Origin of the sequence: Limnohabitans sp. Bal53, from assembly GCF_003063355.1 — a bacterium.
Lineage (GTDB): Bacteria > Pseudomonadota > Gammaproteobacteria > Burkholderiales > Burkholderiaceae_C > Limnohabitans_A.
Genome location: NZ_NESH01000002.1, coordinates 135,423 through 148,782, shown reverse-complemented (window position 1 = coordinate 148,782; position 13,360 = coordinate 135,423). Strand labels below are relative to the sequence as shown.

10 protein-coding genes and 2 pseudogenes are annotated in these 13,360 nt (G+C 59.7%); 7 read left to right on the top strand and 5 right to left on the bottom strand.

The features are described from left to right. Positions 1-198 precede the first annotated feature (198 nt). The 5 genes and pseudogenes from B9Z50_RS05610 to B9Z50_RS05590 all read right to left on the bottom strand — a co-directional run bounded on the left by B9Z50_RS05610 (position 199) and on the right by B9Z50_RS05590 (position 7,757). Positions 199-1,671 (bottom strand): annotated as a pseudogene (locus B9Z50_RS05610) (IS5 family transposase). A gap of 304 nt (positions 1,672-1,975) precedes the next feature. After that, positions 1,976-3,052, bottom strand: a pseudogene (rfbC, locus tag B9Z50_RS18145) (dTDP-4-dehydrorhamnose 3,5-epimerase). Positions 3,053-3,090: 38 nt separating this feature from the next. Beyond that, complete coding sequence (locus B9Z50_RS05600; RefSeq protein WP_108362710.1) at positions 3,091-4,218, bottom strand: glycosyltransferase; 1,128 nt, start codon at positions 4,216-4,218, stop codon at positions 3,091-3,093. 93 nt (positions 4,219-4,311) lie between these two features. After that, positions 4,312-5,481, bottom strand: coding sequence for a Wzz/FepE/Etk N-terminal domain-containing protein (locus tag B9Z50_RS05595; protein WP_108362709.1), 1,170 nt, complete (start codon positions 5,479-5,481; stop codon positions 4,312-4,314). Next, complete coding sequence (locus tag B9Z50_RS05590; protein WP_158270635.1) at positions 5,478-7,757, bottom strand: SLBB domain-containing protein; 2,280 nt, start codon at positions 7,755-7,757, stop codon at positions 5,478-5,480. The genes B9Z50_RS05595 and B9Z50_RS05590 overlap by 4 nt, the downstream gene beginning before the upstream one ends. Before the next feature lie 347 nt (positions 7,758-8,104). Between B9Z50_RS05590 and B9Z50_RS05585 the strand changes: the two genes are divergently transcribed. The 7 genes from B9Z50_RS05585 (at position 8,105) to B9Z50_RS05560 (ending at position 13,358) form a co-directional block, all read left to right on the top strand. Continuing rightward, on the top strand, positions 8,105-8,635 hold the full coding sequence (locus B9Z50_RS05585; RefSeq protein ID WP_108363581.1) for a pseudouridine synthase: 531 nt from the start codon (positions 8,105-8,107) through the stop codon (positions 8,633-8,635). A 100-nt stretch (positions 8,636-8,735) separates the two neighbouring features. Next, positions 8,736-9,374 (top strand): nitroreductase family protein, encoded by a 639-nt coding sequence (locus tag B9Z50_RS05580; protein ID WP_108362707.1) that lies wholly within the window; start codon positions 8,736-8,738, stop codon positions 9,372-9,374. A gap of 117 nt (positions 9,375-9,491) precedes the next feature. Next, entirely contained in the window at positions 9,492-9,632 is a 141-nt protein-coding gene (locus B9Z50_RS17735; protein WP_199221673.1) for a hypothetical protein, read from the top strand. A gap of 50 nt (positions 9,633-9,682) precedes the next feature. Continuing rightward, positions 9,683-10,381 (top strand): RluA family pseudouridine synthase, encoded by a 699-nt coding sequence (locus B9Z50_RS05575; protein ID WP_108362706.1) that lies wholly within the window; start codon positions 9,683-9,685, stop codon positions 10,379-10,381. Between the two features lie 197 nt (positions 10,382-10,578). Continuing rightward, positions 10,579-11,640 (top strand): nuclear transport factor 2 family protein, encoded by a 1,062-nt coding sequence (locus B9Z50_RS05570; protein WP_108362705.1) that lies wholly within the window; start codon positions 10,579-10,581, stop codon positions 11,638-11,640. Between the two features lie 50 nt (positions 11,641-11,690). Next, entirely contained in the window at positions 11,691-13,004 is a 1,314-nt protein-coding gene (locus B9Z50_RS05565) for a murein L,D-transpeptidase family protein (protein ID WP_108362704.1), read from the top strand. 63 nt (positions 13,005-13,067) lie between these two features. Next, complete coding sequence (locus B9Z50_RS05560) at positions 13,068-13,358, top strand: 2Fe-2S iron-sulfur cluster binding domain-containing protein (protein ID WP_108362703.1); 291 nt, start codon at positions 13,068-13,070, stop codon at positions 13,356-13,358. The last annotated feature ends 2 nt before the right edge of the window (positions 13,359-13,360 follow it).

Genomic DNA, 13,360 nt, shown 5'->3' with positions numbered 1-13,360 from the left:
CTTGGCTTTGGAGTCCCAGTCATCTTGGCGTGAAGACTTTGCTGGCTCGACAAATCCTGGGTTGCGAAAGCGTTTTTCCAAGAATACAAGGTCGGCACGGCCACACCGGTGTCGCGGCTGATTTGGGCAACGCTTTGGTTGTGTGGCGGCATCATCTTTTTGACGACCTGTTCTTTGGTCACCCCTGCAAAATTCATTTCAAGCCATCGCCCAGCGTTCATCTGAGTTTTGTAGTCGGTTGAGGGCGAAAATTTCGGCCAATTTCCCAAACAAGCCGGTCAAACCACTCACCTGCAGCAGGCACAACAAAAGGCCCAGGCCTTTTTTGACGATCATCCGCAGCAGCCAGCGGATGTTGTAGCCCGCCGCGCACAGCACCGCGTGCAGTGCATCGCCTTCTGACCCTTTGAGGTGACAACGGTCCATACGGTGATCCGCTTTGAGGTGCCCGATGATCGGCTCGATCGCTTGGCGGCGTTTGAGCAGCCTGCGCTCTTCATCGGTCAGCCGCTTGTCCTTGCCTCGGTGTTTGATCTCGATGTCCGGGTTGTCCTTGTCCACGCCCCGGTAACCCAGGTCTGCGTACACCACCTCAGGCTTGACTCCCAAGCCTTGCATCAGGATGGCGCTTTGCTCGATCTGCTCGTGCATGGTGTGGCCGTCATACGGGTTGCCTGGGAAGCTCCTGGCTCCCACGATCAAATTGCCCTTGAGCGTCATGGCTAAACCGACCTTCACACCAAACTCGTAGGGGTTGCGACTTTTGCCCTTGCTGATGCATTCCACCTCGGGTGCATGCCAGCTGTAGAGCTTGGCGCGGTTGTCCACCGCTTTGCGGCTGCCGGTCTGCGTGAACAGACGCTTGGCCATGCCTAAGGTCTGGCCCAATGTTTCCTGCACGGCTTGGCTGAGCGTGCTCATCTTGCGAGCCACCTCGCGCTGCAGCCTGCCAACGATGGTGCGTTGGCGTTTGATGACTTTACGCATGCGCTTGAACTGGCGGGCATGGGCGTAGCGCCCAGCCTTGTAGCCCAGCAGTTGGCCTTCTTTGGCGTAGGTCTGCTTGAGGTCGATGCCATTGGCCTTGGCGGCTTCAACCACTTTGACTCGGGCCGTCTCCAGCAGCTTGCTGTCGGTGGGATGAGCCACGGCTTTCTCTTGCACCGTGGAGTCCACGATGACGCGGGTCAACTCTTTCTTGGCAATCAGCTTGAGCGTGACGGCCACTTCCATGGTGCGGGCGAGAAGCTCTTCCACGCCTTCTTCGCCCAAAGCTTTACGGAAGCGCCCCAGTTGTGTCGGGTCACACGGCCACTGGTGCTCAAAATATTCGTTGCCAGAAAAGTACTGCCAAGTGGGTGTCTCGCCCCAGCGCTGGATCACGTCCTCATCGCTCTCGTTGAACGCATGCTTGAGGTACAGCAGCGCCACCATCAAACGGGTGGGCAGACGAGGCCGACCAGCATTGGAGACGCCGCCACCGGCAACGGCCGAGACCGAGCCAAATAAATCCAAGTCTTCAATCTTCTTGCCAGCCTTGACCTGGCGTGCCTAGCGCTGCGCAAGGGAAGCTTCGATCTCTTGCCAGGGCATGCGGTTGGCCAGCACTGCCAGCGGGTGGCGCAAATCGATCATCTGGTCCAGGCGGTTGCGGAAAAAGTCATCGGTCATGGCGCTGCTTTCAAAAACTCCCAGAAAACAGGCGCCATTGAATATCTATTTGAGAGTTTTGACCATCCGGATTCACCCCACATCACAAGCGTTCATGCGGGTTGCAGGGGTATTGCAGGGACGACTCTTTGAATTGCGGGCCATAGACTGGCATGAGTTCCATCTTTCCCGCCCCTCGGTGGATTGAATTTGTCTCTTCAAGAGACCGGACAACTATCATGACAGAGAGGGAAACCAACCCCAGAAACGTTCAAGGAGCCCGAAGGCTCCTTGAACATCCAAAACAATCGGGATCTGACCCCAGTTAATCAAAGCATTCGGCCTCAGCCAGCAGCTTGCCTACAACGTCCTTGGCTGCCAAAAGTGGTGGTCCATCTAGGGGCCAGTTGATGCCGATGGCGGGGTCGTTCCACAGGAGGCTGCGTTCGTGCTCGGGGTACCAATAGTCGGTTGTTTTGTACAAAAACTCGGCGCTGTCGCTCAGCACCACAAAACCATGCGCAAAGCCCGGTGGCACCCACAACTGGCGGTGGTTGTCGGCGCTCAGGTGCACACCCACCCACTGCCCAAAGGTGGGCGATGTGCGGCGCAAATCCACCGCCACATCAAACACCTCACCCTGCACCACCCGCACCAGCTTGCCCTGCGCATGCTGAATTTGGTAATGCAAACCCCGCAACACACCCTTGCCCAACTTGTGGAAGATCAGGCTCAACTCGTTCATCAGGGCGATGTTCACGTCGCGCTGGGTGTTTTCAATGACCTTGGCGGCTTCGGCCACCCGAATGGAGCTGGCCTTGTGAGTACCGGCGGTGATGATCTCTTTGTAGAGTTGGTCCACCGCTTCGGCCACGTCTGGTGTGCTGCCGCTGGTGACTTTTTTGATGGTTGGCAGGCGGTGTTCTTTGTCGCCAGGGTTGATGCGTTCGGGGCTGTAGCCGCAGAAAAAGTCCACGTTGAACTTCAGGCCACTGCACTTCTCTAGTACCGGCACACACACTTCTTCGGTGGCACCGGGGTAGACGGTGGACTCATAAATCACCACATCACCGATCTTGAGCACCTTGCCCACGGTTTCGCTGGCTTTGACGAGCGGAGTCATGTCGGGGCGGTTGGCTTGGTCCACCGGGGTGGGCACGGTGACGATGTAGATTTGCGCAGCCTGCAGGTCATCCGAGTTCGCACTGTAGCTCAGGTGCGTGGCGCTTTGCAGTTCTTCGGGGCTGCATTCCAAGGTGTGGTCTTGCCCGTTTTGCAGCTCGCTAATGCGGGTTTGGTTGATATCAAACCCAAGCGTTGCGCGGTGTTTGCCAAACTCAACTGCTAAGGGTAAGCCAACTTAGCCCAATCCCACAATTGCTATTTTTTTATCGGTTTTCATAATTTTGTATTTATTTCTCAGCTGTTTAACTTCACTTGTTATTTATTTGGTTTTACAATTAAAAAAATTATGGGTGAGCACCAATGGTGGCGCACCATTCGGGCATAGATGGCCACGTAACCCAGGCACAAGCCCACAAAAAAGAGGGCCGCGAGCAGGCCAGAGTGGTGCGACAGGCTGGCCAAGATGACCGCTGTCACCGTCATCAGGCCAATCAATGCGCCCGTGATGGAGTTTCGCACGTCGTTGCTGTGTTGGCCAAACCAGCGGGCCACATAACGGCGCTTGACCAAGCTGTGAAAATGCAGCCTGTCAGGCATACCCGGGTGTTCTTTGCGGATTTTGCGGCGGTAGATGCTGAACAACACTTCGGTCACCGGGTGCACACACACCATGAGGGCTGCAAAGGCTGACACACTGGGGTTACGTTCGATGAGCAGCACCGCCACCCAAGCCAGTGCAAAGCCAATGAAGTAAGAGCCGCCGTCGCCCAAAAACAGTTTGCCAAACGGCCAATTGACCCAGAAGAAGCCCCACACGCAAGCAGCCAAGACCAATGAGACGCCAGCCAAGGTGTTGTCGCCCACCTGCCAAGCGATCATGGCGTAACCCACAAAGGCCAGGGTGGACATGGTGCTGGCCAAGCCGTTGAATCCATCGATGATGTTGATGCTGTTGGCAACGCCACCCACGGCAAAGGCAGTGAACACAACCGAGACCAGGGTGAAGGACAACACCCAGTCAACGCCCCAAATATCGACCCGACTGAGCGAATAGTCGGTGATCCACCAAGCCAGCAGGCCCGACGCCATGGTGGCCAGCAGGCGCTGCATGACGCCCACACGCTTGGTGATGTCTTCGGCCACGCCGAAAATGAAGGCCGGCAAGCCTGCAAACAGAATGGGCGTGAGCATGGCTTGCATGTCTGGGGGCGCTTTGCCCCAGGCCACGACCAGACCCAAAACAATGGGGATGCCGCCCACGCGGGGTGTGGGCGCGGTGTGGAACTTTTGCACACCGTCAGTGAAGTCCATGGTCAAAGCGCCATGCCAGCGCTTGGTGATGACCATGAGCACGGACAGCGCGAAAGTGCTGGCAAAGCCCCAGGCTGCGGCATGCAGTGCGGGGGATTGAAAGACGCCTTGGAGGACGTTGAGGGTGTTCATGTGGATTGCTTCGCTTCGCTCGCAATGACGGGTTATAAGTCGCCGATTACGGTTTGAGGCTGCCCATTACTGTTTGAGGCTGCACATTACGTTTTAGGCGCGGCCTAGAGCTCTGCGCCAGCTGGATTTGAGGGCGGCTATCTTTTGGGCGGATTCACCATCTTGGCTGGCGTTGCGCAGGGCTTGGCGGATGAAAACGAACAACAGCAGCGCAAAGCCAGCGGCCAAAGTGGCGATGATGGCGATCAGGGCTTTTTTGGGTTTGCTCTTGCGCTCGGGGGGCTGGGCAGCGTCGAGCACTTGGATGACGGCGCCTTCGCGGGATTCGTCCACCTTGGCCATTTCGAACTGGCGGGCAAAGAGTTCAAACAAGGTTTCTTGGTATTTGAATTCGCGGAACTTGGCCACATAGTCGCCCTGCCCGGCTGCGGCGGCGGGTTCGTCTTTTTCTTGTTTGGCCAGTTGGGCGCGCAGGCTTCCGAGCTCGTTCAGCGCTTGTTTAAAGTCGGGTGCGGTTTCGGCCAGGTAGCCGCGCATGGCGCCCACACGGACCTCTTGCGCCGTGACTTGGGCTTGCAAAGCGGCCACGGCGGCTACTGCAGAGGTGGGGTTGGCCTTGAGCACGCTGCCACTGATGCCGGTGGCGCGCAGGGCCTGCTCGGCGGTGATCATTTTGTCCTTGACTTGACCCAGCTGCTTTTCAAAGAACATGCGGCGTTGCTGGGCTTCGGTGACTGCCAGTTTGGCCATGAGCTTTTGCAGTTCGTCCACATGGGCATTAGCCAAGTCGGCGGCAAACTTGGGGTCTTTGTCATCGATCTCGACGGTGATCAGGCCGTCTTTGCCGCTGCTAGCGCGTGTGCTGCCTGTCAATGCTTTGCGGGTATCTTCTTTGAATTGGGTTTCGTAACGCTCTTGCAGCTTGAAGCGCTCGATCAGCGCGTCTTGCACGCTGTTGCTCTTCATGAAGGCGAGGTATTGGTCGGCCGGATTTTTGAGGCCTGCAGCCGCCCCAGCCAAACCACCCAGCCCGCCCAGGCTGGCCAGCATGCTGGCGGCGGCGCTCTGCTGTTGTTGGGGGGGGAGGAATTTGACGGTGGCTGTGAAGGTGGGGGGCACGGCAAAGCTGATGCCCAAAGCGGCCAGGCCCACCACCAGCGGGCCGATGATCAGCAGGCGCAGGTTGTCGACGATGGTTTGCAGCAGGTCGAGCAGGCTGATCTCGTCGTCAGCCTCTGCGGGGAGGGTTGAATGCTCGTTCATTGGCGGATGGTCTTCAGGGCTGCAGCACCCAGGCCGAATTGGTACAGCAAGGTGGTCCACTCTTTGGCGCCTTGGATGAACTGGGTGTAGGCGCTGCGGCGGTCCAGCACTTCGGGCACAAAGACCGTGTCGCCCGGGTTCAGGCTGCTGGCCATAAAGCTGCTGTTGCCCATGCCCCAGATGCTGCGGCTGGCTTGGTTCGATTGCACAGTGCCGTCGGCGCGGATGACGATGGCCGCTTCGAGGTCGGCTTCGCGGGTGAGGCCGGCTTTGTCGATGTAGTGGCTGACACTTTGGCCGGGCCTGAAGATGAAACTGGTCTCGGACTGAACCGCACCGTAAACACCCACAAAGCTGGGGCGGTGGGGCACCACGATGCTGTCACCGTCTTCCAGTGAGAGGGGTGGCAGCTCGGAGCTGTCGGGCGACATTTCCAAGGCAATGCGTCCGCTGGCTTTCATGCTTTGCAAACGCGACAACAAGATGCGCTGGCCGGCGATTTGCGCTTGTACGCCACTGCCTTTTTCGGTGTCGCTCACGTTTTGGAGTTGCGTGGCCACTTGGCCATTGATGTCTTGTTCAAGCTTGCGGATGGCTTTGTCGAGGTTGGTTTGCTGCTCACGGCGCGTGCTCTCGCGCGTGAAATTGGTGCCGTAGGGGAAAGCGTTGGCGCTGTAGCCGCCTGCTTTGGCGAGCAACTGGGGCAGAGTTTCGCCCGGGGTAATTTGGTAGACGCCGGGCACTTTGACTTCGCCCGCAATGCGCACAAATTGGTTGCGCTTTTCCATGGGCACGGGCAGGTCGCGCACGCCAAAGACGGTGACCACATCACCCGCTTGCAACTGCAGGTTGTTGGCGGAGTCTTTGTTTTGGAGGGCTTGGCCCAGGTTGAAGGGGATGAGCACGGTTTTGACCTGAACCGGGTCCAGCCGCTCGATGGCGGCGTAGTCCCAGTTGATTTCTTCGAGCAAGTTTTTCACGTCGTTGATGACGCGGTCACCCGCCACGGCTTTGCCCGATTCGTATTGAACGATGATGTTTTTGCGGGTGTAGTAGTCGCTTTGGATCAGGGCCTGCGGCTCGGGGATCAGGTCTGACACGCGCATGCCGGGCACAAAGCTGTAGCGCAGGGGCGCGGCCACATTGCCACGCAGGGTGACGGCATTCGAGAACTGGGGGCTGATGGGGAACAAGGTGACGATGTCGCCATCACGCACGGTGCTTTGCAGGCCAGCGGTGTCGAGGCTGCGCTCTTGCACGCTGCGGGGGGCTTGGCCGTTGGCGGGGTTGATGCGCTCGACCAAGGCTTTGTGCGGGGTGGCGATGATCTTCAAGCCACCGCTGTAGGACAAGAGGGCTTCCAGGCTTTCTTGTGGCTGGCGCAGTTCATAAATAGCGGGGGTGTCGAGCGCACCCAAGAGCGCCACGCGGGGGCCTGCTGGGGGGATGACGATCACGTCACCGGGCATGAGCCGCATGTCGCCCGTGGTTTGGCCGCTGTGGATGAAGTTGTACAGGTCGAGCGTGCTGAGCGTTTGGCCGGCCCGCACCAGCTGAATGTTGCGCATGCTGCCTGTGGCCGATGGGCCGCCACTTTCGAACAAGGCGCTGATGAGGGTGGACAGACCCGAGACGTTGTAAGCCCCGGGCTGGCGCGCCTGGCCCACCACATAGACCTGAATGCTGCGCAAACGGCCCAAGGTGGCATTGAGCTGGAAATTGGTAAAAACGCGGGCCATTTGGGCGCGCAACACGCTTTCGAGTTGGTCAGCACGCGTGCCAGCCACGGTGAAGGTGCCCACTTTGGGGATGCTGATTTGGCCGTTGCGGTCGACCGTCAGGCGCAGGGCCGTGTCCACGGAACCCCAGATTTTGAGGTCGATGTCGTCGCCGGGGCCCAGCACGTAGTTGGCGGGCACGGGCACATTGGCCAGGGCGTTGTAGCGGTTGCCGTCAAACAGGTTGTAGCCATAGAGTGGCAAGTCGCGGCCTGTGGCGCCTTGTACAAAGCGCTGAAATTGGTTGGGCACCAAAGCGGCCCGGTCGGCCATCAGAGTGGGCGCTGTGGGTGGCGCGGGGTCTCCACCCGAGATGGCCTTGCCGTCTGCTTGACCTGTGGGCGCCGCAGGATTGGCTGCGGGTGCAGTCAACATGGGCGCGGTGGGCATGAGCATGGCTGGGGCTGCTGAAGGGGCTTGCATGCCCATGCCAGCGCCAGACGTCAGCGCCGCAGGTGCAACCACCATTTGGGCTTGGGCCAAGGGCATGGTGACCATGAGCGCGCCGATGGCCGGTGCAAGCGCAAGTAAAAGCTTATTGAAAAATCGATTTTTTTTCATTCAATTAATGGTGCTTTTAGTAATTTTAATATATTTAACGCTAGGCATAATTTATATCGCCCACGCTACCGCAAAGTTTTTCGAAAAAACTTTGCTGTTTCTTATAAATGTGAAAAGGGAATTCTAACCTTAAACAACTCAAAATTCGGGTCTGACCGGCTCTTTGTTGAGTCTAATCACCCCGATGGGCTGAAAAAGGCCCATTTTGGGTGCACGGTGAGCACCGAATGCAGCGCCACCACAAAACCCGCTACGCTGATGTTTTTTTGGGGGCCCCGAGTTTCATGCTGATTCGCTTCAACAAACCTTATGGCGTGCTCAGCCAGTTCACCCCCGAGGGGCGCTGGCAGGGGCTCAAAGACCACATCGACCTGCCGGGTGTGTATGTGGCCGGGCGCCTGGACGCCGACAGCGAAGGTTTGCTGCTGCTGACCGACGATGGAAATGAGCAGGCCCGCATTGCCGACCCGCGCTTCAAGATGGAAAAGACCTATCTGGTGCAGGTGGAGGGCTTGGTGAGCGACGCAGCCCTGACCGCCTTGGCCCGGGGCGTGACGCTGAACGACGGCCCCACCCTGCCCGCCCGTGCCCGCGCTGTGGAGCCGCCTGCGGACCTGTGGCCACGCAACCCACCGATTCGGGAGCGGCAAAGCATTCCCACCTCGTGGCTGGAGTTGTGCATTCGCGAGGGCCGCAACCGCCAAGTGCGGCGCATGACCGCGGCTGTGGGCCTGCCCACGCTGCGCCTGATCCGCACCGCCGTGGGGCCTTACAACCTGGACGGCCTGCCCACGGGCACCTGGCAACAAGTCTGAGCCCGGGCCAGTGACTTGCGCCCCTGCGACGCGCGTGCTGGGCCTGTTCCTGCACAATCGCGCGTCTTTTAACCGCTTTTTACCGCCCAAGGGAAACCCCATGTCTGACTTGCTGAACAAACTCGAATGGCGCTATGCCTGCAAAAAAATGGACCCGACCAAAGTTGTGGCCCAAGACAAAGTGGACCGCATCGTCGAAGCCGCCCGTTTGGCCCCCACATCGAGCGGTCTGCAGCCGTTTGAGATCATCGTGGTGACCAACACCGCTGTGCGCGAGCAGATCAAGCCCAAGGCTTGGGGCCAGGCCCAGATCACCGACGGCTCGCACCTGTTGGTGTTTGCCGCTTGGGACAACTACACGGCCGAGCGCATCAACATGATGTTTGACATGACCAACGCGCAGCGCGGCGGCACCAACGAAGGCTGGGAAAACTACCGCCAGATGTTGCTCAAGAACTACCCTGCCCGCTCGCCCGAAGTGAACTACGAGCACGCGGCGCGCCAGGCCTACATTGGTTTGGGCGCAGCCTTGATCGCTGCCGCTTTTGAAGAAGTGGACGCCACGCCCATGGAAGGTTTTGACCCGAAAGCCGTGGACGAGATCTTGGGCCTGAGCGCGCGCGGACTGCGCAGCGTGGTGATTGTGCCGCTGGGCTACCGCGCGGCCGAAGGCGATTGGCTGGCCAACCTGAAGAAGGTGCGCCGCCCCACTGCCCAGTTTGTGACCGAAGTCAAATAAGGGCTGCGCCCGCTGCCAGCGGGCCTGCTGCATACCGCCTCAAAGCCGCAGAATCTGCGGCTTTGTGCTTTAACATCAAGGGCTTCCCAAGCCGGGATGACTTTCCAAGGAACGAACATGGCCAAAGGCGAACAACGCAGCAACAAAATGGCCAAGAAGCCAAAGAAGGACACCGCGCCGCCCAAGACCTTCACCTCCGACCGCCCCATGGCCCCGACCACTTTTGTGGCCCCACGCGGCAAAGTCAAAGACAAGTGATTTTTTTAGGCCGAGCGCCCTGTTGACGGGGCCCACTTGGCCCGCCCTGCATGACCCCGATCCACGAAGACGAGCACCTGCTGGTGCTGGAAAAACCCAGCGGCTTGTTGTCGGTGCCCGGTCGCGGCCCGGACAAGCAAGATTGCCTGTCCAAACGGGTGCAGGACCGCTATCCCGACGCCCTGATCGTGCACCGCTTGGACCAAGACACCTCGGGCTTGCTGCTGATGGCCCGGGGCATCGAAGCCCAGCGGCGCTTGAGCAAGTTGTTTGAAACGCGCCAGGTCAAAAAACGCTATGTGGCGGTGGTGGCTGGCCAACCAGAGCAAACCCAAGCGGCCGAGCTGCCCGACGAAGACGGCTGGCGCACCATCGACGGCCCCATCTTGCTGGACTGGGAGCGCCGCCCGCTGCACATCATCCACCCCGATGGCAAAGCCAGCCGCAGCCGCTGGCGTGCCCTGCAAAGCAGCCACAGTGACAATTTCAGCGCCAGCCTGATCGAGCTCGAACCCGTCACGGGCCGCACGCACCAGCTGCGCGTGCACATGCAAAGCATGGGCCACCCCATGTTGGGCGACTCGCTGTACGCGCCACCAGACATCAAGGCCCTGAGCCCCCGCTTGCTGCTGCATGCGCAAGAGCTGGCCTTTGTGCACCCTTTTACCGAGCAAGCTTTGGCATTCAAGGCCCCCGTGCAGTGGTCGGCCCTGTCGCCTTTCATCGCCGGTCAACACCCCCTGCCCTGAGCGATCAGGCCTTGGCTGCGCCCTTGATGCGGCCCGCCACCACACCACACAGCACCACCAGGCCCATGCCTGTGAAGGCCTGGCCCACCAAAGGAAGCAGCATTCACTCACAGGGTTTGCAGTGGCTTGGCAAAGTCGGGGCTGATGGAGGCATTCGGCCGATAAAATAGGACGCTTTGCATGGGGTCCAAGCGTTCATGAAGATTTACCCTTTTGAGCCCAGGCACTTGGCACGTTTGCGGCACGTCCGAAGCCTGGCCACGCTGGCTCTGTCTGTGGGTTTGCTCGGGTGGGCGTCGGCCACAATGGCGCAAAGCCCAAGCGCTGCCGAAGAGGCCATCAAAAAAGCCATACAAGGCGGGCAGCTCGATCAGGCCCGCCGACTGGTTCAAAACGAACGCAAAAACGCACCGCAAGCGGTGCAGTGGCGCTTCATGGAGGGCGTGGTTCAAGCCCAGCAAGGCCAGATCGACAAGGCCATTGAGACCTTCAAACAAATCACCCAAACGCATCCCGAGCACTCCGAGGCCTACAACAATTTGGGGGTGCTGTACGCGTCCAAAGGCCAGCTCGAAGCGTCCAAAACCTATTTGGAAAAGGCCCTGCAAACCCACCCCAGCTACGCTGCCGCACACCGCAATCTGTCGGATGTGCACAGCCATTTGGCCAAGAAAAGCTATGCCAAGGCCCTGCAGCTCGACCCCAAAGCCAAGGCCAGCGCCCCGCAATTGACCTTGCTGGGCACCATGGGCAGTCTGAGCAGCCTAGGCAGTGAGCAGCGGGGTCAGGCACCAGCCCCCCATGCGGCGGCGCTCGCGCCAGCTTCTGCGCCTGCCGCCAGCTCAATCACCCCTGCCACAACGCCTGCCACCACGCCTGCCACCCCACCTGCAGCGCCCCTTGCAAACGATGCCCGAGCAGCAGACCGCGCGGCCATCGACAAAGCGGTGCAGGATTGGGCCAAAGCCTGGAGCGAGAAGGATTTGCAGCGGTATTACGCCGCTTACGCAAGCAACTTTCAACCCGTCAACCGAGCCAGCCGAGCCCAATGGGAGGTGGAGCGGCGCAATCGCATCATGGCCAACCAATCGATTTCGGTGGAAGTGCGGGAGATGCAAGTCAAAGTCAATGGCGAAACAGCTTCGGTGCGCTTCAAGCAAATTTACAGCTCGGACAACTTGAAGGGCACCAACCGCAAGACCTTGGAGATGGTGCGGCAAGGCAACCGCTGGCTGATTGCGCGTGAGTTGGTCAATTGAGCGCCCAACACGGTTTGCCGCCACCCGATCAAAAGGGGCGACGCGGTGGGATGCGTTGGCTTGGCCTGCTGGTGGTGCTGACGATCGCCCTTGGATGGTTGCTGAACAAGGCTGAGCCGACGACCCAAAAGGCCATGATGACGCTGGGCGAATGGCGCGACAGCATGGTCGCGCCCAACTCGGACCGACTGCCCTGGCAATTGGTGCTGGGGCCGTCCACACCCCCGGCCTCGACGACACCCGAGCTGGAGCCAGAGGCGCTGGTGCGCCAAATTTACAGCCAATGGGGTGAAGGCGATCGGGCCCAAGCCTTGGCCACAGCCAGCGTGCTGGCCGAGCGCTTTCCGACTTTTCAATTGGGCCAATTGCTGTACGCCGATTTGCTCAACATCAGCTCGACCAACCCGGTGGCGTGGACCGATGCCCAAGAGCTCAACACGCCTTCATTGCGCAAGCGGCTGGACGATTTGATTCTGGAATCCAAACGCCGACTCCAGCGCGACAGCGCCCAAAGCCTGGAGGGCAAAATTCCATCGGCCATTGCTTTCCTCAGCCCTGCCCAGCGCCATGTCGCGGCAGTCGACGCGTCGAAATCGCGTCTGTACTGGTTTGAAAACCGCAGCGGCCCGGATGGCCGTTTGCAGCTGCATCTGGTCAAGGAAACCTACATTTCGGTGGGCATGAACGGGGTCGGAAAGGACAAAGAAGGCGACGGCAAAACGCCCTTGGGGGTTTACTTCATTCTGCGCAATTTGCCCGGTGCGGGTTTGCCCGATTTGTTTGGAGCTGGGGCCTTGACGCTGAACTACCCCAACGCCGTGGACTTGATGCGAAAAAAAACAGGTTCGGGCATCTGGCTACACGGCACGCCCAGCGCGCAGTACACCCGTGCCCCGGAGGCCACCGATGGGTGTGTTGTGCTCTCCAACCCCGAGATGGCGCAGTTGCTGAACATGCCCGATTGGCGCATGACGCCGGTGATCATTGCCGAGCAACTGGAATGGGTGAACGCAGACCAGGCTGGGCAGACATGGGCCGGCTTTAAGCCCGCACTGGACCAATGGCAGCAGGCGCGTAACGGCCGGGACCCGGAGGCCCTGAAAATCCATTACAGCCCCCGTTATGAGCAAGGCGGCATGAACTTGGCACAAGTCTGGCCACGACTGGCCCAGACCACGCTGGGCTACAGCCAGAGTCAGCCCCTGGAGTTGGTGTCCGTTTTGAACTGGAAAGACCAAGACCACACCATGGTGGTGACCATGAAAGACCCCAACCAGACCCGCGCCCAAGGCGGGGGCCATTTGCGCACGTATTGGCAATTGGAAAATGGCCAATGGCGGCTGGTGTTTCAGGGGCCTACCTGATCACGCCTGATCGCAAGAGAGATCCCTCCCCTCCCCAAAACCGATGGCTCACGCCCTGCCCGCATGAACACCGACATCCCGTTTTTTAACGCCCGCATCAATCCGGATGGCGGCAGTTTTGACGCCTGGAAATCGCAGAGTTTGCTCGACTCGCTGGAGCAAGGCGGCCTGCGGTGGCCCAGCTCCTGCCGATCGGGCACTTGCCGCACCTGCATAGGGCAACTGGTCTCGGGCCAGGTGCACTACGAGATGGAATGGCCAGGTCTCACGGCCGAAGAAAAAGCCGAGGGCTGTGTGCTGCCCTGCGTGGCGCGGCCATTGACTGATGTGGTGCTGCAAGACCCCTTCGCTTGACC

Coding starts and splice junctions, on each gene's coding strand:
- B9Z50_RS05570 (WP_108362705.1), top strand. CDS start 10,579: ATGAAGATTTACCCTTTTGAGCCCAGGCACTTGGCACGTTTGCGGCAC.
- B9Z50_RS05590 (WP_158270635.1), bottom strand. CDS start 7,757: ATGGTCACCATGCCCTTGGCCCAAGCCCAAATGGTGGTTGCACCTGCG.
- B9Z50_RS05575 (WP_108362706.1), top strand. CDS start 9,683: ATGACCCCGATCCACGAAGACGAGCACCTGCTGGTGCTGGAAAAACCC.
- B9Z50_RS05580 (WP_108362707.1), top strand. CDS start 8,736: ATGTCTGACTTGCTGAACAAACTCGAATGGCGCTATGCCTGCAAAAAA.
- B9Z50_RS05595 (WP_108362709.1), bottom strand. CDS start 5,481: ATGAACGAGCATTCAACCCTCCCCGCAGAGGCTGACGACGAGATCAGC.
- B9Z50_RS05560 (WP_108362703.1), top strand. CDS start 13,068: ATGAACACCGACATCCCGTTTTTTAACGCCCGCATCAATCCGGATGGC.
- B9Z50_RS05565 (WP_108362704.1), top strand. CDS start 11,691: ATGCGTTGGCTTGGCCTGCTGGTGGTGCTGACGATCGCCCTTGGATGG.
- B9Z50_RS05600 (WP_108362710.1), bottom strand. CDS start 4,218: ATGAACACCCTCAACGTCCTCCAAGGCGTCTTTCAATCCCCCGCACTG.
- B9Z50_RS05585 (WP_108363581.1), top strand. CDS start 8,105: ATGCTGATTCGCTTCAACAAACCTTATGGCGTGCTCAGCCAGTTCACC.
- B9Z50_RS17735 (WP_199221673.1), top strand. CDS start 9,492: ATGGCCAAAGGCGAACAACGCAGCAACAAAATGGCCAAGAAGCCAAAG.